Source organism: Billgrantia sulfidoxydans, assembly GCF_017868775.1.
In the GTDB taxonomy this organism is placed as follows: Bacteria; Pseudomonadota; Gammaproteobacteria; order Pseudomonadales; family Halomonadaceae; genus Halomonas; species Halomonas sulfidoxydans.
This window is the reverse complement of record NZ_CP053381.1, coordinates 1,992,946-2,014,053: the sequence shown is the minus strand read 5'-3', so window position 1 is coordinate 2,014,053 and position 21,108 is coordinate 1,992,946. Positions and strand designations below refer to the sequence as shown.

Sequence of the window (21,108 nt, the reverse complement as noted above, 5' to 3'; positions counted from 1 at the left end):
CCGCCCACTACTCCGGAAGCCCACCGAAGGTCAGCTTGGCCGGATCGAGCAGGCGTTCGAGCTCCTCGCGGCTCAGGTCGGTCTGCTCCTCGGCCACCTCGATGATCGGCCGCCCAGCCTGGTAGGCCTGCTTGGCGATGGCCGCCGCGGCGTCGTAGCCGATCACGCCGTTCAGCGCCGTGACCAGGATGGGGTTGCGTGCCAGCGGCGCGGCCAGGCTCTCCTCCCGGACCCGGAAGGTAGCGATCGCTCGCTCGCCCAGCAGCCGTGCGGTATTGCTCATCAGCTTGATCGAGGTCAGCAGGTTGTTGGCGATCAACGGCAGCATCACGTTGAGCTGGAAGTTGCCGCTCTGCCCTGCCACCGTTACCGCCGTGTCCAGGCCGATGACCTGGGCGGCGGCCTGCGCGGCGGATTCGGGGATCACCGGATTGACCTTGCCCGGCATGATCGAACTGCCGGGCTGCAGCGCCTCGAGCTCGATCTCGCCCAGCCCGGCCAAGGGGCCGGAGTTCATCCAGCGTAGATCGTTGGCGATCTTCATGATCGCGCAGGCCAGCCCCCTGAGCTGGCCAGACAGCTCGACGGCGGCATCCTGGGCACCCAGGCTGGCGAAGAAGCTGTCGTTGGGGCTGAGGGAGAGGCCGGTCTGCGCGCTGAGCTCACGCGCCATGCGCTGGGCGAACTCGGGATGCGCATTGATCCCCGTTCCGACCGCCGTGCCACCTTGAGCCAGGCGAGAGAGCCGCACCATCGCGCTGTCGATACGCTCGATGGCCTGGCCGACCTGGCTCGACCAGCCACCCAGTTCCTGCCCCAGGCGCAGCGGCATGGCGTCCATCAGGTGAGTGCGCCCGGTCTTGACCACCCCGTCCAGCTCCTGTGCCCGCTCGTCGATGGTCGCGCGCAGCTGCACCAGCGCGGGGCGCAGGCGTGCGGTGACCTCCAGTGCCGCCGAGAGGTGGATGGCGGTGGGAATCACGTCGTTGCTCGACTGGCCCATGTTGACGTGATCGTTGGGCCCGACCTCGAGCCCGTCGCGGCTGGCGAGGTGGGCGATGACCTCGTTGACGTTCATGTTGCTGGAGGTGCCCGAACCGGTCTGGAACACATCCACGGGAAACTGGTCGTCGTGCTTGCCATCGACGATGGCCTGGGCAGCCGCGACGATGGCTTCGGCCCGCTCGCCATCGAGCAGGTCGAGATCGCGATTGACCTTGGCCGCGGCCAGCTTGACCCGGGCGATGGCGTGGATGAACGCCACCGGCATCGGCTGGCCCGACACCGGGAAGTTGTCCACGGCTCGCTGGGTCTGGGCCCCGTAGAGCGCCGAACCCGGCACCCGCAGCTCCCCCATGCTATCGCGCTCGATACGATGTTCGCTCATGTCACTCCCTCGCTTGTCGTCCTCCCCTTCACCATGGCGGCAACGGCCGGCGCGTTCAAGGCATCTCGGCGGCTGCGGATTTCCAAGCCTTTTTCTTGTGCAAGATCAAACACATTTCAGAGCACACGCTCACCATCGACGGACAATATGACAACTGTCGTTGCAGCAGGCCACGCCACCTTCCTAAGATTGCTTCGCCTACCCACTCCAGGCAGTCATTGAACAAAACCACGCGGATAAACAACGCGGACAAAACAAAGCGGACAGAAAAACCCATGACACAGACCGATTCCCTGTTGCTCCTGCCACACGAACAGCTGACGCTCGCCAATACCCACGAGGCGGCCGAACTGAGGCGTTACCGCCGGCTGGCGCTCAGTTTCCTGCCGAAAGCGCCGCAGACGAGCCGCTTGATGGCCACGCTGGGCCTGCAGTGCGAAAAGCGGCTCGACACCCTTCGCCAGGCGGCCCGCAGCCTCGAGCTCGATGCCTGCGTCATGGCATTGCCCGCGGGGGTGCCGCGCTGTGCCCTGAACGACCGGCATTTTTTCATCGTCGACGACGCCACCGGAAACCAGGTGGTCGAGCAGGCCATACGCGCCGCAGTGGAATCGAAGAACTTCTTCGAGTGGCTCGTCGACACCAACGCCACGGCGGAACTGCATCAGCCCTTCCTGAGCTTCGCCAGGGAGAAGGAGGGTGAGTGCCGCGTGCTGCTCGAGTTCTGGGAGCAGCACCATCAATCGCCCGTGCGGTTACGGCAAGCCTGACCGATCCGTCAGCCTCAAGGCCTCTTCTGCCGCCTGCCGGGAGAAGAGGCCAACCGCTCGAGCCGGGCCAGGTCGAGAAGATGATACTCACGCCCACGCACGGCAAGCAGCCGCTGAGCCTGGTAGGCCATGAACGTCCTGCCGACGGTCTCCTGGGTCAGGCCCAGATAGCTGCCGATATCGCTTCGCGACATCGGCAGACGAAAGCTTCTGGGCGAGTAACCACGGCGTTGGAAGCAGGCCGATATCGCGAGCAGGAAGCAAGCCACACGCGCCTCGGCCGTTCGTCCCAGCAGTTGGTGCAGATTCAACCGCTCCTCGCGCAGGCTTCGGCTGATGCAGTTCTGGAGACGTCTGCACAGCCTGGGCAAGCGGTGCCTGAAGGTCTCGAGCCGGTCGAACGGGAGCTGGCAAAGCGTAGCGGTTTCGAGCGCGCTGACGGTTCCGGCATAGCGCCCCGAGTCGATGGCATCACAACCAATGAGGTCACCGGGAAGCCAGAAGGCGGTCAGCAACGTCTCGGCGCTGTCGATGGCGGTCTCCTGCTTGAGGCAGCCGGTACGTACCGCGTAGAGCGCATCGAACGATGCTCCTTGGGAACAGAGTACATCGCGCTTTTCGAGCCGGAGGGGGGGGACGACGATGTCGTCGAGCAGCAATCTTTCCTCGTCCGGCAACCCCTCAGGTTTGCTCAGCACGTTGAGGTAGCACGCGAGGCAGTCGGAAACCTCGGCCATGCAGCCATGTCCATCCTTCCCGTAGCTAGACATGAAAGCGGCCCTCGTTCCATGGGACACGCGAACAGTATAGGGAGGGGGCTGCGGCACCGCAGGTTGAGTTACGTCATGCTCCGACCAGGGCAATGTCAACCTCCCCTCGCCTATGTCATGACGAAAACCATGCTGCACGATGAAATCCCGCGACCTAGTGTTAATGCTGCACTGCCGCAGGCTCAGCGTTACCTCTGGGACAAGAGGAACGCCACTCAAGGGAATCTAGCCATGCACAAGACATCCTGGATGACGTCTGACATTCTCGGTCGGCTCAACGCCAATGCTGGCATGCTGCTGTTGCGCAGCCTCTGGGAATATTGCCCCGAGCACATGTTCATCGTTCGTGTCGAGGGTCCTGCCGACTTTGTGATCGAGGCCATGAACTCGACGCGCCAGGCCATGCTCGGCGATGAAACTGCCTGCATCGGCAAGCGTATCGAGCAGTTGCTTCCTCCCCCCATGTGCCATGGCGTGATCGCCAACCTGCATCGCTGCGCCGAGTGCGGCAGCCCCATTCGCTATGAGGAGAAAGGCGGCTACGTCGACCGCCACGGGGCTTGCCAGCAAGGGCACTGGCAGACCCTGCTGGTGCCGATCACCAATCAGGAGGGACGCGTCACCCATCTGTTCGGTGTGTCCCGCGACATGTCGCAGCTACCCGAGCAGCCCGTCGGCGCCAGCCCCGAGAGCAAGGAATTCGAACGGCGGGTGCATGAACGCACGGCAGAACTCGTCGCTGCCAACGAGCACCTGACCCACCTGGCGACACATGACTGCCTGACCGACACCTACAACCGCCGCTACCTGCAGGAACTGGCCGAACTGGAGCTTCGCCGCGCCTCGCGCTACGAGCAATCGCTCTGCCTGATGATGCTCGATATCGACTACTTCAAGAAGATCAATGACAGCGAGGGCCACCTTGCGGGCGACGAAGCCCTGCGCTGCGTCGCGCACACGATACTGGCCACGGTCCGCGAGTGCGATCTGGTCGGTCGCTACGGTGGCGACGAGTTTCTCATCCTGATGCCGGAGACCACGGCCGACGGGGCTCGGGAGATTGCCGAGCGCCTAAGGCGGACGCTGACTCAGACGTCCCGGTTCACGGTCAGTATCGGCATCGCCTGCCTGGCGCCTACCGATCACTTCGTCGTCGACCTGATTCATCGTGCCGACACCATGCTGTTGCAGGCCAAGCGGAACGGACGCAACCGAATCGAATGTGCCGCCTGACAGGAAGCAACAGAGGCTTACCGAAACGCATATTGCAGTGCACAAACAACTCTGCTATGTTGCATCGCAGCAGGACGAATTCACTTCGTCACCAATCGCGAACCCGGAGGTTCACAGGAAATGATGAAGACTTTCAGCTTCGACACCAAGCCGTTCGAAGCCATGCTTCTCGGCCCGGCCCGCGCCTATGCCGCGCTTAGCATCGACTACACCGAGAAGCTTCTCACCGCCCAGTTGGATACCGCCAAGGCTTATACCGACACCGGCCTGGCTCAGGCCCGTGGGCTGCTCGAGGTACGCGATGCCGATGGTCTGCGCAACTATCTCGAGGGGCAGCAGCAATTCGCCAAGGACATGGCCGAACGGCTCAAGGGCGATGCCGAAAGGGTCGTCTCCCTGAATCAGGATTTCGTGCAGCAGAGCCAGAAGCTCGCCGAAAGCAGCCTGAAACAGACCCAGCAGGCGGCTTCCGCCAAGTCGTGACGCGGCTGTACGCTCCCACGGACGTACACCCAAGAAGGCCCGTCGAACCCGGTTCGACGGGCCTTTCGCTTGCCGCAGGGCCTGTCACCGTCCGCCCCCTTCGTTTATGCTCGATACGCACGGGCATGGCAGTGAGGAAGCGATCGTATGAAAGCCTGGATTTCCCTGGCCCTGCTGGGCCTGCTCCTTAGTGGTTGCCAGATGATGGAGCCGGGCCCGCCCCCCGAGCGCATCGAGATCATCGAGATCGGCGAGCCCCAACGCCCTGACGCCGAGCGCCCCGACGAGCAGCGCCCCGCACCGCCGCGCGTCCCGCGTCAGGTGGCATTTCCCGCCGAGGAGTACGCCGCGCTACCGAAAACCGGCAGCGCAAGCATTACCGGCCGGCTCAGCCTCAACGGCAGGCCGGGTGCCGGCGAGACCATTGCCGTGGCCCCCGTCACCACCTACTCGGCTGAGGCTGCCGAACACGCGCTGGCCGGGCGAGCGGTCGAACCTGCCGACCCTCGTGCACGCGAATATACCCATACGACCCGTACCGACGGCAGCGGGAACTTCAGCCTCAATGGGCTCCCGTCCGGGGAGTTCTACGTCTCGGGCAGCATGGTCAATTCACGCGGTGAGCGCCAGGTGATCTTGCGCCAGGTGTCGCTGCGTAACGGCCAGCGTCTCGAGGTCAACCTGAGCCGCTGAACGACGCTACCAGCCCAGCGCCTGCTTGACGAAGGGAATCGTCAGCTTGCGCTGGGCGGACAGCGAGGCCCGGTCGAGCAAGGCCAGTGCCTCGAACAGCTCGTCGAGACGCCGCGGCCCGCGATGCAGGATGTAGCGCGCCACCTCATCAGGAAGCTGCATGCCACGCACCCTTGCACGCAGCTGCAGGGCCTGCAGTCGCTCGCCATCATCCAGTCGCTGCAGATGAAAAGTGACACCCCAGCTCAGGCGCGAGGCCAGGTCGGGCAGTTTCACGGGCAGCTGGCGGGGTGCCACGGCGCCCGACATCACCAGGCGCTTGCCGGCATCGCGCAGGCGGTTGAAGGCATGGAAGAGACCCTCTTCCCAGCGCCGCCGCCCGATGACGCTGTCCACATCGTCGATGGCCACCAGGTCGAGGCGCTCGGCATCCTCGAGCATCAGGGGGGGAAAGTGGCCGAGATCCCGAAGCGGCAGGTAGAGGGCCCGCAGGTCACGATCCGAGGCGGCGTGGCAGGCCGCCTGAAGCAAGTGGCTGCGACCGCTGCCGGAGGCTCCCCATACGTAGAGAAACGGCTCGCCGTCAGCATCGAGCTGACGCGAGAGGTGTTCCACCAGGGCGGCATTGGCCGCCGGCAGGAAACTGTCGAAGGTGGCATCGTCGCGCAGCCCCACCCCCAATGGCAGCTGCGCAGGCGCTCGGCTCATGGTGAATCCTCGTGGCGATGCTGCGGCCCATCGACGTCGTAGAGCGTACTGCGCTTGTAGCGGTCGTTGAGCTCGCGCAAGAGTACCATGATCACCGCCGCGGCCGGCAGCGCCAGCAATACGCCGGTGAAACCAAACAGGTTGCCCCCGGCCAGCACGGCAAAGATGACCGCCACCGGATGCAGGCCGATTCGATCCCCGAGCAGCTTGGGCTGTAACAGCGTGCTTTCGAGCGCCTGGCCGATGGCGAACACGACCACGACGCCGAACAGCGCGAGCCAGGTACCAAACTGGAAGAAAGCCACCAGCAGCGCCACGCTGATGCCGACGATGAAGCCCAGGAACGGCACGATGCTGGCCAGCCCCGCGACCATGCCGATCAACAACCCGAAACGAACGCCGACCAGAGTCAACCCGAGCGCATAGATCACGCCCAGCGACAGCATGACCAGCAGTTGACCGCGCAGGAAGGCCGACAGCACCTCGTCGCAGCGGCGGCTCAGGCGTACCGCATCGGGCTCCCAGTGGCGCGGCAGCATATCGCGCAGGTTGGCCATCATCCTGTCCCAGTCGAGCAGCAGGTAGAAGGTCACCACCGGAATCAGCGCCACGTAGGTGACCCAGGTGATGAAGGCCATGCCCGATCGGCCCACCCGGCCCAGCAGCTGGGCCGCGTACTCCCCTGCGTTCTGCCAGTTGCGTGCCAGCGTCTGCTGGATGGCATCGAGATCGGCCGTCACGTCGAGCCCCGTCCAGTCCTGCAGCTGAGGCGCCAGCGACGTCTGTACCCAGGCGAAGATCCCCGGGATCATCTGGTTGAACTGACGGATCTGCTGCATGAGCAGCGGAATCAGGATCAACAGCGCGATCGCCAGCAGGATTGTCATGAGCAGGAACACAGCGCACACCGCCAGCATGCGCGACAGGCCCAGGCGCTCCAGCCGATCGGCCAGGGGATCGCACAGGTACGCCAGGATCATGCCGGCAATGAACGGCATCAACATCGTCTCCAGCTGGAACAGCAGCCATACCACCGCCACCACACCGCCCAGTATCCACCACTCTCTGCGCATCACACCTCCCTGCGTTCGTCGTTCACGGCGATGCGAGCCGTGTTTCGTGATGCTACAATTCCGGCCCGATCTTGCCCACTGCTGCGGCCATCGGGCGACCTATCGCCTGACGCCAGCCAACGGACCACTAACCGCGTTTCTTCCTACAGGACAGGCCATGACCGATTCCACCTCTCCCGACAACGCCAAGGCTTCGCTGAGCTACAAGGATGCCGGCGTTGACATCGATGCCGGCAATGCCCTGGTCGACCGCATCAAGGGCGTCGCGAAGCGCACCATGCGCCCCGAGGTGTTGGGCGGGCTGGGTGGCTTCGGCGCCCTGTGCCAGTTGCCCTCCGGCTATCGTGAACCGGTCCTGGTATCCGGCACCGACGGCGTGGGCACCAAGCTGCGCCTGGCCATGGACCTGGGTCGCCATGACACCATCGGTGTCGACCTGGTCGCCATGTGCGTCAACGACCTGGTTGTGGCCGGCGCCGAGCCGCTGTTCTTCCTCGACTACTATGCCACGGGCAAGCTCGATGTGGACATCGCCGCCGACGTGGTGGCCGGCATCGGCGAAGGCTGCGAGCGCGCCGGCTGTGCCCTGGTAGGCGGCGAGACCGCCGAGATGCCGGGCATGTACGAAGGCAGCGACTACGACCTGGCCGGCTTCTGCGTCGGCGTGGTGGAGAAATCCGAGATCCTCGACGGCAGCCAAGTCGGCGAAGGCGACGTGCTGCTGGGCATCGCCTCCACCGGGGCTCACTCCAACGGCTACTCGCTGATTCGCAAGATCCTCGAGGTGAGCGGCGCGTCGCTGGATACCGCCATCGACGGCCAGCCCCTTGGCGACGCCCTGCTCGCCCCCACTCGCATCTACGTCAAGCCGCTGCTGTCGCTGATCAAGGAGAGCGGTGTGGCGGTGCACGCCCTGTCCCACATCACCGGTGGCGGGCTGCTGGAAAACGTGCCCCGTGTCCTGCCGGAAACGCTTGCCGCACGCATCGACGTGAAGAGCTGGACCCGCCCGGCGCTGTTCGACTGGCTGCAGCAACAGGGCAACGTGGCGGAGCATGAGATGTATCGCGTGCTCAACTGCGGCATCGGCATGGTCGTCGTCGTGCCCTCCGCTCAGGCCGACCAGGCTCGCGCCCACCTTCAGGCGCAGGGCGAGACGGTCTACCGTGTCGGCGAGATCGTGGCCCGCCGCGAAGGAGAAGAAGCCGTGCAGTTGGAGAACCTCGAGGCATGAGCGACTACGCCAGCGACACCCTCAACGACCTGACGCCCGAGCCGACCGGCGCGCGTCGGGTCGTGGTGCTGATCTCCGGCAACGGCAGCAACCTGCAGGCGCTGATCGACGAGCAGACCCACGACCGCCTGGGCGGCGAGATCGTCGCGGTGATCTCCAACGTCGCGGACGCCTACGGCCTGCAGCGAGCCCGCGATGCCGGCATCGACGCCGTGGTGCTACCCCACGGCGAATACGACAGCCGTGAAGCCTACGACGGCGCCCTGATCAAGGTGATCGAGCGCCACGAACCGGACCTGGTGGTACTGGCCGGCTTCATGCGCATCCTCAGCTCGCGCTTCGTGCAGCGCTTCCATGGACGCATGCTCAATATCCACCCCTCCCTGCTGCCCGCCTATCGCGGCCTCAACACCCACGCCAAGGCACTGGCCGACGGCGTGACCGAGCACGGCTGCAGCGTGCACTTCGTCACCGAGGAGCTCGACGGCGGCCCGGTAGCGATCCAGGCCGTGGTGAACGTGAGCGAGGACGAGACCGAGGCCAGCCTCAAGGAGAAGGTGCACGCCCGCGAGCACCTGATCTACCCCATCGCGGTGAAGTGGTTCCTCGAGGGGCGCCTGCGCCTCGAGGGGGCGGCCGCCGTGCTCGACGGCACCCCGCTGCCACCCCAAGGGCTACGCCTCTCCCACGCCGACGCCGCCGAGGAGCTGGACGAGAAATAGTAGAAAGCCGGCGATTTATGTCGCGAGCGAAGACAGGCTGATCGCCGCCGGAGCGCAATACCGAGCGAAGCGACAAACAGCCGTAGGCTGGCCCCGAAGGGGCGAGAAGCCGAAGGCTGCGAGTCAACCGGAGTGTTGCCTGCTATATGAGGATTTTGACGGTCCGACGCCTCGGCACCGCCGGCGGTCAGGATGGCCAGGTTCGTTCCCGACGAACCAACGCGCTTCCCACATCCATGTGGGTCGTCGAGCGCAGCAATAAATCGGCGCTTTCTCAGGTGCGGGGCAGAGTCACCCCCCTCTGCCCCATATACTTGCCGCCGCGGTCCTTGTAGGAGGTCGCGCATACCTCGTCCGATTCCAGGAACAGCATCTGCGCCACGCCCTCGTTGGCGTAGATCTTGGCCGGCAGGTTGGTGGTGTTGGAGAACTCCAGGGTCACGTGCCCTTCCCACTCGGGCTCCAGCGGCGTCACGTTGACGATGATGCCGCAGCGGGCGTAGGTCGACTTGCCCAGGCAGATGGTCAACACGCTGCGCGGAATGCGGAAATACTCCACGGTGCGTGCCAGGGCGAAGGAGTTGGGCGGAATCACGCAGACGTCACCCTTGACGTCGACGAAGCTCTTCTCGTCGAAGGCCTTGGGATCGACCACTGCCGAGTGGATGTTGGTGAACACCTTGAACTCGTCGGCGCAGCGAACGTCGTAGCCGTAGCTGGAGGTCCCATAGGAGATCACCCGCTGATCGTTCACGTAACGCACCTGGTCGGCTTCGAAGGGTTCGATCATGCCTTCCCGCTCGGCCATGCGGCGGATCCAACTGTCGGGCTTGATGCTCATGGGACGTCCTGAGATGAAGTTGTGCCGAAGAATGAAGAAGTAGGCTTTGGCTGAAAAGTCGGCGAGCGAAGGTCAGACAAGGCAAAAATCAGCGAAAAGACGGAGTTTACGTGTTGTAAATGAGTACTTTGAGCTTATTTTTAACGCCGTATGGCCAAGCGCAGCCAGTTTTCAGAAATTGCCTAGGGCCGCTATCATAACGGCCCTAGGTGCAGGCGTCACGACCAGCGGCCAACGCTCCTGGCCGTGGCGCACTCAATCGCTGAACGAGATGCTCGGTCCCTCGTCCGTCGACTGACCCTCGAGCGCCTTGGCGATCTGCCGCGCCATGTCGCGGAAGGTATGGGTCACCTCCCCTTCCGGCTCGGCAACCACCGTCGGCCGGCCACCGTCGACCTGCTCACGGATCGACAGCGTCAGCGGCAGCCTGCCCAGCACGCGAGTGTCGTACTCCTCCGCAATGCGCTCGCCGCCTCCTTCGCCGAAGATCGGTTCGGCATGGCCGCAGTTGGAGCACACGTGCAGGCTCATGTTCTCGACCACACCCAGCACCGGCACGTTCACCTTGCGGAACATCTCGATCCCCTTGCGCGCATCGAGCAGGGCGATGTCCTGGGGGGTGGTCACGATCACGGCGCCATCCACCGGCACCTTCTGCGCCAGGGTCAACTGGATGTCCCCGGTGCCCGGCGGCATGTCGATGAACAGCACGTCGAGATCCTGCCATGCCGTCTGGGTCAGCAGCTGCTGAAAGGCCCCCGCCACCATCGGCCCGCGCCACACCATGGGTTCGCGCGTATCGACCATGAATGCCATCGACATGGCTTGTACGCCGTGCATTTCCAGCGGCCTGAACTTGTTCTCACCGGCCTGCTGGGGCCGCACGCCTTCCGGAACGCCCAGCATCTGGGCCTGACTGGGGCCGTGGATGTCGGCATCGAGAATACCGACCCGATATCCCTCGGCCACCATGGCGAGCGCCAGGTTGACGGTAACGGTGGACTTGCCCACTCCCCCCTTACCGGATGCCACGGCCACGATATGCTTGACCCCTTCGATCACGATTGACTCCTCGTATGGTTCATGTGGCTAAAACGCCATCGGGCTGTTCCGACAGTATACGCGTCGATGCCGATGCCTGGCGGCCAACACCGACGCCGACCCTTGCCTGAAACGGCTTGCGGCGAGCCGTAGCCCGCCGCATCGCGTGATATTGACGGTCAGCTGCGTGCCTCATCGGCAGGCTCTTCCTGTGGCCGATCCTGTTGCTGCTGGCCCTCCTGCTGCGACTGGCCTTCGCGCTGCTGGCCCTCCTGCTGCGTCTGGCCTTCGCGCTGCTGGCCCTCCTGCTGCGTCTGGCCTTGCTGAGAGGACCCGGTCTGCAGCTCCAGCTCGGCAAGTGCCTCACGCCACCTCGCCAGCTGCGACTCGATCTGCTGCAGCTGTTGCTGGCGCCGTTCGAGGCGAGACTGGAGCTCTTCGAGCTCCTTGCGTCCCGATTCGAGATCGCCAGTCAGCTGTTCATGCTCCTGGCGTGCCGCTTCCGTTTCAGCCACGACGTCGTCGCGCTCACTTTGCAGATCGCCGACTTCGCTCTCCACTTCGCCACGCCAGGCCTCAAGGGCTTCGATATCGCTTTCCAACGCATCGAGTGTCTGCTGGCGCTCGTCGATTGCCTGAGTGAGCGTATCGAGGCGCTGCTCGGCAGACTCGACCTCTTCGCGTAACTGGCCCAGCTCGTTGGTCACCTGCTCGCGTTCAGCCTCGGCCCGCTGGCGCTCTTCATCGGCCTGTTGACGGGCGGCCTCGGTCTCCTGCAGCCCTTGCTCGGCCTCCTCGCGCGCCGCTTCCGCCTCTTCCCGTGCCTGCTGCACGGCCTGGTAGTCGTCACGCAGCGCCGTGAGGTTCTCCTCCATCTCGGCCTGCTCGCCGCGGCGCGATTCAAGCTCGCTCTCCAGGGTCGCCTGTTGCTCCTGCAGCTCCGCGAGTCGATTTTCCGCTTCGCCGGCTTCGGCTTCGAGTCGCTCGATCTCACCGCGTGCCGCCTGTCGCTCCTCGCCCATGGCAGCTTCGACCGACTGGTGCTCCTCCTCCAGCTCGGCCAGCCGCTGCTGCAGCGTCTCGACATCCTCTCCGGCCTGGTTGCGCTCGTTGAGCTCAGCGAGCAGGTCCTGGTGTTCGCCCTCGACAGAGGACAGCTGCTCTTCGAGCGCTTGGCTGCGCTCGCGGTGATCGCTGGCACTATTGTGGGCGAAGATTGCCCAGATGATGGCGAGCACGGCCACGGCGACCAGGGCCAGGACGCGCCTATCCTTGTAGAGTGGGCTTTCGGGTGTCTCCGACATGGGCTAGACCCTCCAGATGGTCCGTATGAGCCGCCGCCGGCAGGCGACAGCCGCGTATCGAGGTGCTGGCAACCGCTCTTTCCTCAGCATACATAGCGATACCTTCAGGCGAAAGGAAGCTCAAGACGGTGGCTCGGCCCCGCATACTACGCCATGCGGAGAGCCTGCTTGCGCTCAGGGCGGCTCGACGCGCCAGCGGGAAAACCAGGGTGAGCCCCGGACCTCGACGTCCAGGGCACGCAGCCAGCGGGCTACGACCAGATTCGACTGGTGTACGGCGGAGTACTTCCGCGGATGGGGGACGAACGCCAGGCCGAACTCTTCACTCGGCACCGGCTCGACAGCGGCTCGCTCGAAGTGCCCATCGAGACGCCGCCGCAGGGCCAGGACGCGCCCCGCCTCGGCCTGAATCGGGTAGACCTCGTCCAGCCCCTCCGGCGCCAGCCGGTGGAACTGCTCGGGCGAGTCGACTCCCGGATATTCGCCTCGCCCCAGCCCGGATGCAGTGGGCCAGAGCATTGCCGCGGCGCCGGCCGGCCAGTGGCGCCGTCCCTCGACGTACCAGCGCCACTCGCCATAGCTGTAGCGAACCATACCTCCCTCTTCACGCGGCAATACCAAGCTGGCGTGACGGCCGTGATCGAGCACGTAGACCTCGACAGGCCTGTCGAGAGAAGACGGCTCGGGCGGCAGCACATGACCGACGCAGCCGGCCAGAAGCAAACACAAACCGGTTCCCAGCCAGCCTGACCGGCGGCGTCGATTGCCCATGTCCTGCCCCTCCCCATGGCACCGCTGGCTCCGAGTACCGCTGGCCCGGGCCTGCGTCCAGCGGGACGCGGCGGTGGGGGGGTTGCGTCCGGGACCAGGTGGATCAGCGCAGTCCCAGCATCGACAGGATGAAAAGCACCACCACGATCAAGCCAATGATATAGATGATATTGCGCATACAGCTCTCCTTGCTGTTCGGTTCAGGAAGGACGCCACGGCAAGCCACCGGGCTCCGTCAGCCCCAGTGTAGCGGACCTGTGCCAGGCATCCAGTGGAGCGCCAGGCTTGTCGGCATCGCCCTACCCTAATACCTTAACGAGCAGGATCCCAATCGGCACAAGGAGCGGCCTCACCATGTCTCGAGATCACAGGTCGCAGCGGGCAATGGTGTTGATCCCACGCATTGGCGGCTTCCTGTGGCGAGTCCTGTGCGCCTTTCTGCGCAATCGCGGCATCCTCCTGGCGGGCGGCGTCGGCTACAACATCCTGCTCTCCATCGTGCCCCTCTTCGCCCTGCTCGCCGTACTGCTGACACGGGTAGTGGACGAAGCCGTGCTTCTCGAGGTCCTCAGCGTTCAGTTGGCCCACCTGGCCCCGGCGCACGCCGAAGGCTTGCTGGAGGCGGTACGTGCGCTGCTGGCATCGCGCGACGTCATCGGGCTGTTCGGCATCCTGATGCTGCTGGTGTTCAGTTCCTTTGTCTTTCGCATGCTGGAAGACGCCCTGGCGATCATCTTCCATACGCCGGAGGCACATCCCAAACGTCGAATCTGGGTCTCGGTGCTGCTGCCCTATTTGTTCATGCTGGTGCTGGGCGCCGGTCTATTCGCGCTGAGCCTGATGGTGGCCCTGGCCGAGGCGATCAGCACCTTGTGGCGGGTGGTGCTTGGGCGCGACATGCCCTTCGCCGGCCTCTCCGATCCGCTGCTCAACCTGTTCAGCTTCCTCGGGGTCTTCCTGCTCTTCAGTGCCATCTACAAGGTGCTGCCCGTGGTGAAGATCGCCTTGAAGCGAGCCCTGATAGGCGGCTTCGTCGCCGCCCTGCTGTGGGAAGGGGTCCGCTTTCTGCTGATGTTCTACTTCCTCAACGTCTCGCTGGTGAACGTCGTCTACGGCTCACTCGCCACGCTGATCGTGGTGCTGCTCACCCTGGAGGTCGGCGCCATGATCGTGCTGCTAGGTGCCCAGGTCATTGCCGAACTCGAATACAACGCCCGCCGCGGCCTGCCTTGGTACGTCGACCCACGGCGGGAGGCAATCACGCACGTGGATTGAAGCGAGCGCTCCCGATACCCCCTCACTACCGGGAACCGTGCTTTCTGTCGCTCCGTAGCCGGCGTATGAGCGTGAACAGCGCCTTGCCGCTGACCATGCCAAGCACGTAGATGACGAGCAGCAGCAACGCCAGTGGCATGCGCGTTCCCCATGCCAGGAAGCGCACCTCGACCAGGACGATGTTCTGCACGAAGAGAATCGCGACCAGCAGGGTGATGACGATCTTGATCGCCAGCAGTAGCGTATCCATGCGCCCTCCTTTGCCGTTCTGCCTATTCAAGCTGGGCGGTCGCGCGTTACCTGTCAACTCGAGCCAAGATCGGTCTCGTCCAACATGACACGCCCGGCCAAAGCCGGGCGTGGAGGGACATCAGGGAGGAGAAACGTTGCGGGACTTCAGGCTCGGCGCGCGATCAGCCGAAGGCAAGCAGTGCCCCGGCTGCCGTGATCGCCACGCCCAGAGCCCGCAGGAAGCGGTTCTCCCGCTGCATGAGCAACCCACCGGCCAGGCGGCCCGCATAGGTGACCGCCAGCGTGGCCAGCGTGAAACCGGCCAGGTACGTCAACATGGAGGCGCCATGCGGGATCTCGCTGCCGTGGGCATGGCCGTGGAACAGCATGAACAGCACCACCACGCCGGCGCCCACCGCGGCCGGCACCTTGACCAGCGCGGCGATCAGTACCCCCGCCAGCAGTACCGACATGGCGATGCCGAACTCCACGCCCGGCAATGCCAACCCGACCCAGGCCAGTCCGGCTCCCAGCAGCATGCCACCGGCGGCGAGCAGCGGCGCCGCCAGGCTGAAAGCACGGCTCTGGCGCAGGCTCCACAGCCCGACGGCCAGCATCGCCAGCAGGTGGTCCAGCCCCAGCAACGGATGCGCCAGGCCGGCGGCAAAGCCACTGCCATGGGCATGGTCGTGGCCCGGGTGGCCAACGGCCATGCCCGCGACCAGCAGCATGAGGGGGGCGCTCGCCAATGCCAGGCGCGCGGCGGGGGAATGACGGTGCTTCATGGTGGCGCTCTCCTTGCCGATAAGGAAAAAGGGATTAGGCTCAGGCGTTGATCGTCTGGGCCTGGGGACGACGCTCCGGCAACATGCCGCGATCGAGAATGAAGCGGATGATCGCTTCGAGCCCCACGCCGTCGTAGAGGTTGGTGAAGACGAATGGACGCTCGCCGCGCATCTTCCTGGAGTCGCGCTCCATGACTTCCAGCGAGGCGTGCACCTGCTCGGCGATGTCGATCTTGTTGATGATCAGCAGGTCCGACTTGGTGATGCCGGGCCCGCCCTTGCGCGGGATCTTGTCACCGGCGGAAACATCGATCACGTAGAGGGTGAGGTCGGAGAGCTCGGGGCTGAAGGTGGCCGAGAGGTTGTCGCCGCCCGACTCCACCAGCACCAGCTCCAGGCCGGGGTGCCGCCCCTGCAGCTCGTCGATGGCAGCGAGGTTCATCGAGGCATCCTCGCGAATCGCCGTGTGCGGGCAACCGCCGGTCTCCACGCCGAGAATACGGTCGGCCGGCAGCGCCTCGTGGCGCAGCAGGAAGTCGGCATCCTCGCGGGTGTAGATATCGTTGGTGACCACGGCGATGTCGTAGTGGTCGCGCAGCGCCAGGCACAGCTGCTTGAGCAGCGCCGTCTTGCCGGATCCCACCGGGCCACCGACGCCGACGCGTAGGCAATGTGTCATGTCGTTACTCCTCGTTCATTCTTGAATGCAGCCTGCCTGGACATGGGAACACGCCGGCTCACCACGCCACGCGACCGAAACCCTGGCCATCCGGCCGGTCTCAGCGGTCGGAAAGACGGCACATCCCTGTGCCGGCTTTCCTCGATCTTCATCCATGAAGATCGACCGCTTCGCTTCGGCCGTCTTGCCAGCGGCCGCGCGAGGTGGATTCGCCAGCGCTCCCCATATCCCTGGTGCGTCATGTATTCATTCACCTGACGCCACGGTTCATCGCAATCAACTCCGAAAAAGCCGCGAGTACTGCGTTTCGTGCAGTGCACTGGCCAATGCCAGCCCGGGCAGCGCCGGGCCGAGTTCGTCGTCATTCAGTTCGAGTGCTTCATCCACCGCTGCCACCAGCGCCGGACGCAGCCGTTCGACCAGTCGCTGGGCCGCGGTATGCCCCAGCGGCAGTGCCTTGCAGGCCACGGCGAGCTGGTTCTCGAGCCAGGCCCAGGCGAAGCCGAGCATGGCCTGGCGCGGGGCCACCCCGCGTACCTGGGCGACCCAGGCGAACACGGTCACATAGCCGGCGCCCGGCGGCATCGCTGGCGACTCTCTCGAAGGCCCCTCGGGCAACAGGTTCAGGCTGCCCAATAGACGGGAGAGCGACGCACCCAGTCGCGAGTCCTCTGCCGCCAGCTCGGCGGTCTCACGGTTGGCGGCGAGCCAGCTGTCCCACCACGCAATCGCCTCTTCGTCTTCCCTCGCCCAGGCCTGCTGCAGACGCGCCAGCACCGGCAGCTCGCAGCGGGTCAGGCCGTCGTCGAGCACGCCGGTCAGCCAGTCGCCGAGGCTCGCCTCATCCTTTACCCAGCCCAGCTCGAAGGCGCTCTCCAGGCCCTGGGAGAAGGCGAAGGCCCCGATCGGCAGCGCCGGGCTGACCAGTTGCAGCAGTCCCAGCAGCGCCAGGTCGTCGCCCTGCGCCATCCTCAATGAGGCCGCCTCAATGGGCATGGTGATGGCCATGGCCGTGGTGACCGTGATCGTGGCCGTGCTCATGGTCATGATCGTGGTCATGCGCATGTGAATGGCCGAGCTGGTGGTAGGCGCCCGGCTCGGGGTCGAAGGGCGCCTCGTGCCGCTCCAGGCTCGCCCCCAGCAACTCGGCCAGCTCTTCCAGAACGTGGTCCGGCGGGAAGCGCACGTAACCACCCTGCCCGTCCTCTCCCAGGGCCAGCTGCACATGGCGATTGCCCAGGTGATAGGCGAGCCGCGCCAGCGGCAGGCCCGCCGCGACCCTGGCGGTCACCACCGGCTCGGCAGCGGCCCTGACCCGCACGATCTCACCGCTCTCGGCGCGCAGTCCCTCGCCGGCGCGCAGCACCGGGCCGCGGTCGAGGAACAGGCCCAGCTCGCGACCGGCATCGCTCACCGCCTTGAGCCGGCCACGTATGCGCAGCTCATAGGGCAGCGTCAGGGTATCGCCGGCCTGGCGCCCCTCGATGGGTCCCAGGCGTTCAGTCAGTTTCAGCATGGCATTCCCTCGTTGAATCACCCCGCGGCTGATTCGTGGATAGGCCTGCGCGAGGGCGCTGTAAATACGTCCCTGTACGCTACTTTTGCCATCCATGGCAAAAGACCCTCGCTACGGCCTATCCCCGACGCCGCTCACCTCGGTGGTCTATCCAAATTCAGAAAAGATGGTAGCGCTGGGCCAAGGGCAGCTCGGTGGCCGGCTCACAGGTCAGCAGCTCCCCGTCGCAACGCACCTCATAGGTCTGCGGATCGACGCTGAGCTCGGGGCAGGCATCGTTGAGCTTCATGTCGCTCTTGCGCACCCCGCGCACGTTCCTGCATGCCGCCAGCCCGCTTTGCAGGCCCAGCCGCTCCTTGATGCCGGCGTCCAGCGCCGCCTGGCTGACGAAGGTCAACCGCGACAGGCTCGCCGCCCGGCCGAAGGCACCGAACATGGGGCGGTAGTGCACCGGCTGCGGCGTGGGAATCGAGGCGTTGGGGTCACCCATGGGCGCCGCCGCGATCATGCCCGCCTTGAGAATCAGCGCCGGCTTGACGCCGAAGAAGGCCGGACTCCACAGCACCAGATCGGCCAGCTTGCCGACCTCGATGGAGCCCACCTCATGACCGATACCGTGGGTGATCGCCGGGTTGATGGTGTACTTGGCGATGTAGCGTCGGGCGCGGAAGTTGTCCGCGCCGAGCGCTTCGTCCTCCGGCAGCAGCCCACGCTGCACCTTCATCTTGTGCGCGGTCTGCCAGGTGCGGCACACCACTTCGCCGACCCTCCCCATGGCCTGGGAGTCCGAGGCGATCATCGAGATCACCCCCATGTCCTGCAGGATGTCCTCGGCGGCAATGGTCTCGCGGCGGATGCGCGAGTCGGCGAAGGCCACGTCCTCGGGAATGTTGGGATCGAGGTGGTGGCACACCATCAGCATGTCGAGGTGCTCGTCGATGGTGTTGACCGTGTAGGGCCGGGTCGGGTTGGTCGACGACGGCAGTACGTAGGGCTTGGAGCAGGCAATCAGGATGTCCGGCGCATGACCGCCACCGGCGCCCTCGGTGTGGTAGGTGTGGATGCCCCGCTCCTTGAAGGCGGCCAGCGTATCCTCGACGAAGCCCGACTCGTTGAGCGTGTCGGTATGGATGGCGATCTGTACGTCGTACTTTTCGGCCACGCTCAGGCAGGTGTCGATGGAGGCCGGGGTAGTGCCCCAGTCCTCGTGTAGCTTGAGACCGATGGCGCCGGCCTCGATCTGCGCCTCCAGGGCCTCGGGCAGGCTGGCGTTGCCCTTGCCGAGCAGGCCGATGTTCATCGGCAGCGCGTCCACCGCCTGCAGCATCCTGCCGATGTGCCAGGCGCCCGGCGTGCAGGTAGTGGCGTTGCTGCCGGTGGCCGGCCCGGTGCCGCCGCCGAGCATGGTGGTGATGCCGCTCATCAGGGCTTCTTCCACCTGCTGGGGGCAGATGAAGTGGATGTGCGCGTCGATACCGCCGGCGGTGAGGATCTTCCCCTCACCGGCAATGATCTCGGTGCCGGGGCCGATGACGATGTCGACGTCGGGCTGGGTGTCGGGATTGCCCGCCTTGCCGATGGCTGCGATACGGCCGGCCTGGATGCCCACGTCCGCCTTGACGATGCCCCACCAGTCGAGGATCAGCGCGTTCGTGATCACGGTATCCATCACCGTATCGTCGAGGCGCTGGCTCTGGCCCATGCCGTCGCGGATCACCTTGCCGCCGCCGAACTTCACCTCATCCCCGTAATGGGTCGCGTCGCGCTCGACTTCGATCCACAGCTCGGTGTCGCCCAGGCGTACCCGGTCGCCCACCGTGGGGCCATACATATCGGCATAGGCTTGGCGTGAAATCTTCATGAAGCGTCTCCATCCAGCTTACCCATCACCTCGCCGCGAAAGCCGTAGATATGGCGCGTGCCGGCAAAGGGAATCAGCGTGACTTCTCGCGTCTGACCCGGCTCGAAGCGAATCGCCGTGCCCGCCGCCACGTCCAGGCGAAAACCACGCGCCTTGGTGCGGTCGAAGACCAGCGCCGGGTTGGTCTCGGCGAAGTGATAATGGGAGCCGACCTGGATCGGCCGGTCGCCGGTATTGGCCACCTCCACCGTGATCCGCTCGCGCCCGGCGCAGAGCTCGATCTCGCCGTCCTGTAATTGGTACTCCCCAGGAATCATGACGCCTCCTTAACAACGTTGCGGAAATGAGCGAGCGACGGCCAGACAAGGCGAACAGAGGCGAGCCAGCGGAGTTGACTGGGTGTTCAATGAGCATGGCGAGCCGATGTTCAACGCGGTATGGCCGAGCGCAGCCATTTCGACCTCCGCTAGACGATGGGTGTGTGGACCGTGACCAGCTTCGTGCCATCGGGGAAGGTCGCCTCCACCTGCACCTCGTGCACCATCTCGGCTACCCCCTCCATCACATCGTCGCGGCCGAGGATCTCGCGGCCGTAGCTCATCAGCTCGGCCACGCTGCGGCCGTCTCTCGCGCCTTCCATGATCTCGAAGCTGATCAGCGCCACCGCCTCCGGGTAGTTGAGCTTGAGGCCGCGGGCCCGGCGTCGCTCGGCCAGTTGGGCGGCCGAGAACAGCAGCAGCTTGTCCTTGTCTCTCGGGGTCAGTTCCATGCGAGTCTCCTGCAATCGTCAGGTGAACCAGATACGGGGGGGATGGGGAGGAGAATCGATCAACAGCGGCCTGAGACAGGCCCAGGCCTGCTGGCAAAGGTCCCAGGCCTCGTTACGCTCATGACCCAGGTAGCGCAGCAACAGCACGCCATGGCGCACGGTGACCGCCCAGCGCGGGCTTGGCGGGATCGCATCTCGCAGCGCTTCGATGGCGTTGGCTTCGTCGTCGAGGCCCACGGCCCATAGCGTGGCCTGCACGCTGGCGCCCCCCTGCCCCCAGCGCCCCTTGAAGCGCGGGTGCTCCGGGTCGAGCGGCTGACGCTCCAACCACAGCGGCTTGCCATCGCGACACAACCGAAAGCGCTGCTCGATGCGGCCCGACACGTAGGGCAGCCGGCTCGCCGGTCGGCCCAGCGCCAACACTTCCCAGCCCAGGCAACGCGCATCGCCGGCAAGCTCGATGGCCGTGTGCTGCTCACCGCACGAGCCATCGAAGGCAATGGTCTCCTGGGGCAGCCACTCGAGCACGCCGCCCGGCGCCACCTGCAGCTCGGTACGCTGGGACCAGGCCACGCCATGGCTGTCGGCACGATAGAGCTTGTTGGCCGCAGGCGTCGTCACCAACGCACGGGCGCCCGATTCGACCTGAACCGAGACGTGCAACAGATCGCCGCTGACCAGCCCTCCGGGCGGATGCAGCAGGTAGACATGACACGAGCCCCCGCGGCCCTCGGGATAGAAAGGCCGCTGCACCCGCAGCGGGCCCTGATGACGAGCCCGCACCAGGCGGGTGGCCCCCTGGCGCCGGTCGAAGCCGAGTTCCAGCGACGCCACCCAGCGACGGCCGGCATCGAAGCGGTGACCGGAAGCACAGGGCGGCAGCAGTGTCTTGGCGTCGAAACGAGCCGTCATTGGCATCGGCCTTCAGCAACAGGGTTCGGCCTCTTCGTCGAGGCTTTGCC

At 65.3% G+C, this 21,108-nt stretch carries 24 protein-coding genes; 7 read left to right on the top strand and 17 right to left on the bottom strand.

The window, feature by feature from the left end; genetic code table 11:
• Nucleotides 1–7: 7 nt before the first annotated feature.
• Nucleotides 8–1,387, bottom strand: coding sequence for a class II fumarate hydratase (locus HNO51_RS09395; protein WP_209539051.1), 1,380 nt, complete (start codon nucleotides 1,385–1,387; stop codon nucleotides 8–10).
• A 275-nt stretch (nucleotides 1,388–1,662) separates the two neighbouring features.
• Here HNO51_RS09395 and HNO51_RS09390 point away from each other — a divergent pair, with 275 nt between their 5' ends.
• The gene (locus HNO51_RS09390) at nucleotides 1,663–2,157 is read left to right on the top strand and encodes a hypothetical protein (RefSeq protein ID WP_197450734.1); all 495 of its coding nucleotides are present in this window, start codon (nucleotides 1,663–1,665) and stop codon (nucleotides 2,155–2,157) included.
• 14 nt (nucleotides 2,158–2,171) lie between these two features.
• Here the strand turns inward: HNO51_RS09390 and HNO51_RS09385 are convergent, their stop codons facing one another.
• Nucleotides 2,172–2,894 (bottom strand): helix-turn-helix domain-containing protein, encoded by a 723-nt coding sequence (locus HNO51_RS09385; RefSeq protein WP_197450733.1) that lies wholly within the window; start codon nucleotides 2,892–2,894, stop codon nucleotides 2,172–2,174.
• Between the two features lie 264 nt (nucleotides 2,895–3,158).
• Here HNO51_RS09385 and HNO51_RS09380 point away from each other — a divergent pair, with 264 nt between their 5' ends.
• From HNO51_RS09380 to HNO51_RS09370, 3 genes are all read left to right on the top strand, one after another.
• A complete protein-coding gene (locus HNO51_RS09380) occupies nucleotides 3,159–4,160 on the top strand; it encodes a sensor domain-containing diguanylate cyclase (protein WP_197450732.1) in 1,002 nt (333 codons plus the stop codon).
• 120 nt (nucleotides 4,161–4,280) lie between these two features.
• Nucleotides 4,281–4,643 carry a phasin family protein gene (locus tag HNO51_RS09375; protein WP_422674258.1) on the top strand — a complete coding sequence of 121 codons (363 nt, stop codon included), beginning with the start codon at nucleotides 4,281–4,283 and terminating at the stop codon, nucleotides 4,641–4,643.
• Nucleotides 4,644–4,790: 147 nt separating this feature from the next.
• Complete coding sequence (locus HNO51_RS09370; RefSeq protein WP_197450731.1) at nucleotides 4,791–5,336, top strand: carboxypeptidase-like regulatory domain-containing protein; 546 nt, start codon at nucleotides 4,791–4,793, stop codon at nucleotides 5,334–5,336.
• Between the two features lie 6 nt (nucleotides 5,337–5,342).
• Here HNO51_RS09370 and hda read toward each other — a convergent pair whose 3' ends face one another.
• Together hda and HNO51_RS09360 are read right to left on the bottom strand one after the other, a co-directional pair.
• On the bottom strand, nucleotides 5,343–6,044 hold the full coding sequence (gene hda, locus HNO51_RS09365) for a DnaA regulatory inactivator Hda (RefSeq protein ID WP_209539050.1): 702 nt from the start codon (nucleotides 6,042–6,044) through the stop codon (nucleotides 5,343–5,345).
• Nucleotides 6,041–7,117 carry an AI-2E family transporter gene (locus HNO51_RS09360; protein WP_197450729.1) on the bottom strand — a complete coding sequence of 359 codons (1,077 nt, stop codon included), beginning with the start codon at nucleotides 7,115–7,117 and terminating at the stop codon, nucleotides 6,041–6,043. Before HNO51_RS09360 ends, hda begins: the two co-directional genes overlap by 4 nt.
• A 157-nt stretch (nucleotides 7,118–7,274) precedes the next feature.
• On the opposite strand from HNO51_RS09360, the gene purM reads away from it, so the two are divergent.
• Both purM and purN read left to right on the top strand, forming a co-directional pair.
• Nucleotides 7,275–8,351, top strand: coding sequence for a phosphoribosylformylglycinamidine cyclo-ligase (gene purM, locus HNO51_RS09355; protein ID WP_197450728.1), 1,077 nt, complete (start codon nucleotides 7,275–7,277; stop codon nucleotides 8,349–8,351).
• Nucleotides 8,348–9,073: a phosphoribosylglycinamide formyltransferase gene (purN, locus tag HNO51_RS09350; protein ID WP_209539049.1), complete on the top strand. Its 726-nt coding sequence runs from the start codon at nucleotides 8,348–8,350 to the stop codon at nucleotides 9,071–9,073. The genes purM and purN overlap by 4 nt, the downstream gene beginning before the upstream one ends.
• Before the next feature lie 274 nt (nucleotides 9,074–9,347).
• Here the strand turns inward: purN and dcd are convergent, their stop codons facing one another.
• The 4 genes from dcd to HNO51_RS09330 all read right to left on the bottom strand — a co-directional run bounded on the left by dcd (nucleotide 9,348) and on the right by HNO51_RS09330 (nucleotide 12,988).
• Entirely contained in the window at nucleotides 9,348–9,914 is a 567-nt protein-coding gene (gene dcd, locus HNO51_RS09345; RefSeq protein WP_197450726.1) for a dCTP deaminase, read from the bottom strand.
• Nucleotides 9,915–10,169: 255 nt separating this feature from the next.
• Nucleotides 10,170–10,973 carry an iron-sulfur cluster carrier protein ApbC gene (apbC, locus tag HNO51_RS09340; RefSeq protein ID WP_209539202.1) on the bottom strand — a complete coding sequence of 268 codons (804 nt, stop codon included), beginning with the start codon at nucleotides 10,971–10,973 and terminating at the stop codon, nucleotides 10,170–10,172.
• A gap of 161 nt (nucleotides 10,974–11,134) precedes the next feature.
• Complete coding sequence (locus tag HNO51_RS09335) at nucleotides 11,135–12,259, bottom strand: coiled-coil domain-containing protein (RefSeq protein WP_209539048.1); 1,125 nt, start codon at nucleotides 12,257–12,259, stop codon at nucleotides 11,135–11,137.
• Between the two features lie 174 nt (nucleotides 12,260–12,433).
• Nucleotides 12,434–12,988 (bottom strand): hypothetical protein, encoded by a 555-nt coding sequence (locus tag HNO51_RS09330; protein WP_197450724.1) that lies wholly within the window; start codon nucleotides 12,986–12,988, stop codon nucleotides 12,434–12,436.
• A 396-nt stretch (nucleotides 12,989–13,384) separates the two neighbouring features.
• Here HNO51_RS09330 and HNO51_RS09325 point away from each other — a divergent pair, with 396 nt between their 5' ends.
• Entirely contained in the window at nucleotides 13,385–14,305 is a 921-nt protein-coding gene (locus HNO51_RS09325; RefSeq protein ID WP_197450723.1) for a YihY/virulence factor BrkB family protein, read from the top strand.
• A 25-nt stretch (nucleotides 14,306–14,330) separates the two neighbouring features.
• Here the strand turns inward: HNO51_RS09325 and HNO51_RS09320 are convergent, their stop codons facing one another.
• From HNO51_RS09320 to HNO51_RS09280, 9 genes are all read right to left on the bottom strand, one after another.
• Nucleotides 14,331–14,555 carry a lipopolysaccharide assembly protein LapA domain-containing protein gene (locus HNO51_RS09320; protein WP_197450722.1) on the bottom strand — a complete coding sequence of 75 codons (225 nt, stop codon included), beginning with the start codon at nucleotides 14,553–14,555 and terminating at the stop codon, nucleotides 14,331–14,333.
• A 163-nt stretch (nucleotides 14,556–14,718) separates the two neighbouring features.
• Nucleotides 14,719–15,321, bottom strand: a complete 603-nt coding sequence (locus HNO51_RS09315) for a HupE/UreJ family protein (RefSeq protein WP_209539047.1) — start codon at nucleotides 15,319–15,321, stop codon at nucleotides 14,719–14,721.
• 40 nt (nucleotides 15,322–15,361) lie between these two features.
• Complete coding sequence (gene ureG, locus HNO51_RS09310; RefSeq protein ID WP_209539046.1) at nucleotides 15,362–16,000, bottom strand: urease accessory protein UreG; 639 nt, start codon at nucleotides 15,998–16,000, stop codon at nucleotides 15,362–15,364.
• A 276-nt stretch (nucleotides 16,001–16,276) separates the two neighbouring features.
• Entirely contained in the window at nucleotides 16,277–16,996 is a 720-nt protein-coding gene (locus tag HNO51_RS09305; RefSeq protein WP_422674266.1) for an urease accessory protein UreF, read from the bottom strand.
• Nucleotides 16,986–17,516, bottom strand: coding sequence for an urease accessory protein UreE (gene ureE / locus HNO51_RS09300; protein WP_197450719.1), 531 nt, complete (start codon nucleotides 17,514–17,516; stop codon nucleotides 16,986–16,988). Before ureE ends, HNO51_RS09305 begins: the two co-directional genes overlap by 11 nt.
• A 157-nt stretch (nucleotides 17,517–17,673) precedes the next feature.
• Nucleotides 17,674–19,377, bottom strand: a complete 1,704-nt coding sequence (ureC, locus tag HNO51_RS09295; protein ID WP_209539045.1) for an urease subunit alpha — start codon at nucleotides 19,375–19,377, stop codon at nucleotides 17,674–17,676.
• Nucleotides 19,374–19,694 (bottom strand): urease subunit beta, encoded by a 321-nt coding sequence (locus HNO51_RS09290; protein ID WP_197450717.1) that lies wholly within the window; start codon nucleotides 19,692–19,694, stop codon nucleotides 19,374–19,376. Before HNO51_RS09290 ends, ureC begins: the two co-directional genes overlap by 4 nt.
• A gap of 149 nt (nucleotides 19,695–19,843) precedes the next feature.
• Nucleotides 19,844–20,146 (bottom strand): urease subunit gamma, encoded by a 303-nt coding sequence (gene ureA / locus HNO51_RS09285; protein ID WP_159551673.1) that lies wholly within the window; start codon nucleotides 20,144–20,146, stop codon nucleotides 19,844–19,846.
• An 18-nt stretch (nucleotides 20,147–20,164) separates the two neighbouring features.
• Nucleotides 20,165–21,058, bottom strand: coding sequence for an urease accessory protein UreD (locus HNO51_RS09280; protein ID WP_197450716.1), 894 nt, complete (start codon nucleotides 21,056–21,058; stop codon nucleotides 20,165–20,167).
• Nucleotides 21,059–21,108 lie beyond the last annotated feature (50 nt).

What these genes read in the sequence shown, in the direction of transcription:
- HNO51_RS09395 (WP_209539051.1), bottom strand. Translation starts at nt 1,387, where the DNA reads ATGAGCGAACATCGTATCGAGCGCGATAGCATGGGGGAGCTGCGGGTG.
- HNO51_RS09390 (WP_197450734.1), top strand. Translation starts at nt 1,663, where the DNA reads ATGACACAGACCGATTCCCTGTTGCTCCTGCCACACGAACAGCTGACG.
- HNO51_RS09385 (WP_197450733.1), bottom strand. Translation starts at nt 2,894, where the DNA reads ATGGCCGAGGTTTCCGACTGCCTCGCGTGCTACCTCAACGTGCTGAGC.
- HNO51_RS09380 (WP_197450732.1), top strand. Translation starts at nt 3,159, where the DNA reads ATGCACAAGACATCCTGGATGACGTCTGACATTCTCGGTCGGCTCAAC.
- HNO51_RS09375 (WP_422674258.1), top strand. Translation starts at nt 4,281, where the DNA reads ATGATGAAGACTTTCAGCTTCGACACCAAGCCGTTCGAAGCCATGCTT.
- HNO51_RS09370 (WP_197450731.1), top strand. Translation starts at nt 4,791, where the DNA reads ATGAAAGCCTGGATTTCCCTGGCCCTGCTGGGCCTGCTCCTTAGTGGT.
- hda (WP_209539050.1), bottom strand. Translation starts at nt 6,044, where the DNA reads ATGAGCCGAGCGCCTGCGCAGCTGCCATTGGGGGTGGGGCTGCGCGAC.
- HNO51_RS09360 (WP_197450729.1), bottom strand. Translation starts at nt 7,117, where the DNA reads ATGCGCAGAGAGTGGTGGATACTGGGCGGTGTGGTGGCGGTGGTATGG.
- purM (WP_197450728.1), top strand. Translation starts at nt 7,275, where the DNA reads ATGACCGATTCCACCTCTCCCGACAACGCCAAGGCTTCGCTGAGCTAC.
- purN (WP_209539049.1), top strand. Translation starts at nt 8,348, where the DNA reads ATGAGCGACTACGCCAGCGACACCCTCAACGACCTGACGCCCGAGCCG.
- dcd (WP_197450726.1), bottom strand. Translation starts at nt 9,914, where the DNA reads ATGAGCATCAAGCCCGACAGTTGGATCCGCCGCATGGCCGAGCGGGAA.
- HNO51_RS09335 (WP_209539048.1), bottom strand. Translation starts at nt 12,259, where the DNA reads ATGTCGGAGACACCCGAAAGCCCACTCTACAAGGATAGGCGCGTCCTG.
- HNO51_RS09325 (WP_197450723.1), top strand. Translation starts at nt 13,385, where the DNA reads ATGTCTCGAGATCACAGGTCGCAGCGGGCAATGGTGTTGATCCCACGC.
- HNO51_RS09320 (WP_197450722.1), bottom strand. Translation starts at nt 14,555, where the DNA reads ATGGATACGCTACTGCTGGCGATCAAGATCGTCATCACCCTGCTGGTC.
- HNO51_RS09315 (WP_209539047.1), bottom strand. Translation starts at nt 15,321, where the DNA reads ATGAAGCACCGTCATTCCCCCGCCGCGCGCCTGGCATTGGCGAGCGCC.
- ureG (WP_209539046.1), bottom strand. Translation starts at nt 16,000, where the DNA reads ATGACACATTGCCTACGCGTCGGCGTCGGTGGCCCGGTGGGATCCGGC.
- HNO51_RS09305 (WP_422674266.1), bottom strand. Translation starts at nt 16,996, where the DNA reads ATGCCCATTGAGGCGGCCTCATTGAGGATGGCGCAGGGCGACGACCTG.
- ureE (WP_197450719.1), bottom strand. Translation starts at nt 17,516, where the DNA reads ATGCTGAAACTGACTGAACGCCTGGGACCCATCGAGGGGCGCCAGGCC.
- ureC (WP_209539045.1), bottom strand. Translation starts at nt 19,377, where the DNA reads ATGAAGATTTCACGCCAAGCCTATGCCGATATGTATGGCCCCACGGTG.
- HNO51_RS09290 (WP_197450717.1), bottom strand. Translation starts at nt 19,694, where the DNA reads ATGATTCCTGGGGAGTACCAATTACAGGACGGCGAGATCGAGCTCTGC.
- ureA (WP_159551673.1), bottom strand. Translation starts at nt 20,146, where the DNA reads ATGGAACTGACCCCGAGAGACAAGGACAAGCTGCTGCTGTTCTCGGCC.
- HNO51_RS09280 (WP_197450716.1), bottom strand. Translation starts at nt 21,058, where the DNA reads ATGACGGCTCGTTTCGACGCCAAGACACTGCTGCCGCCCTGTGCTTCC.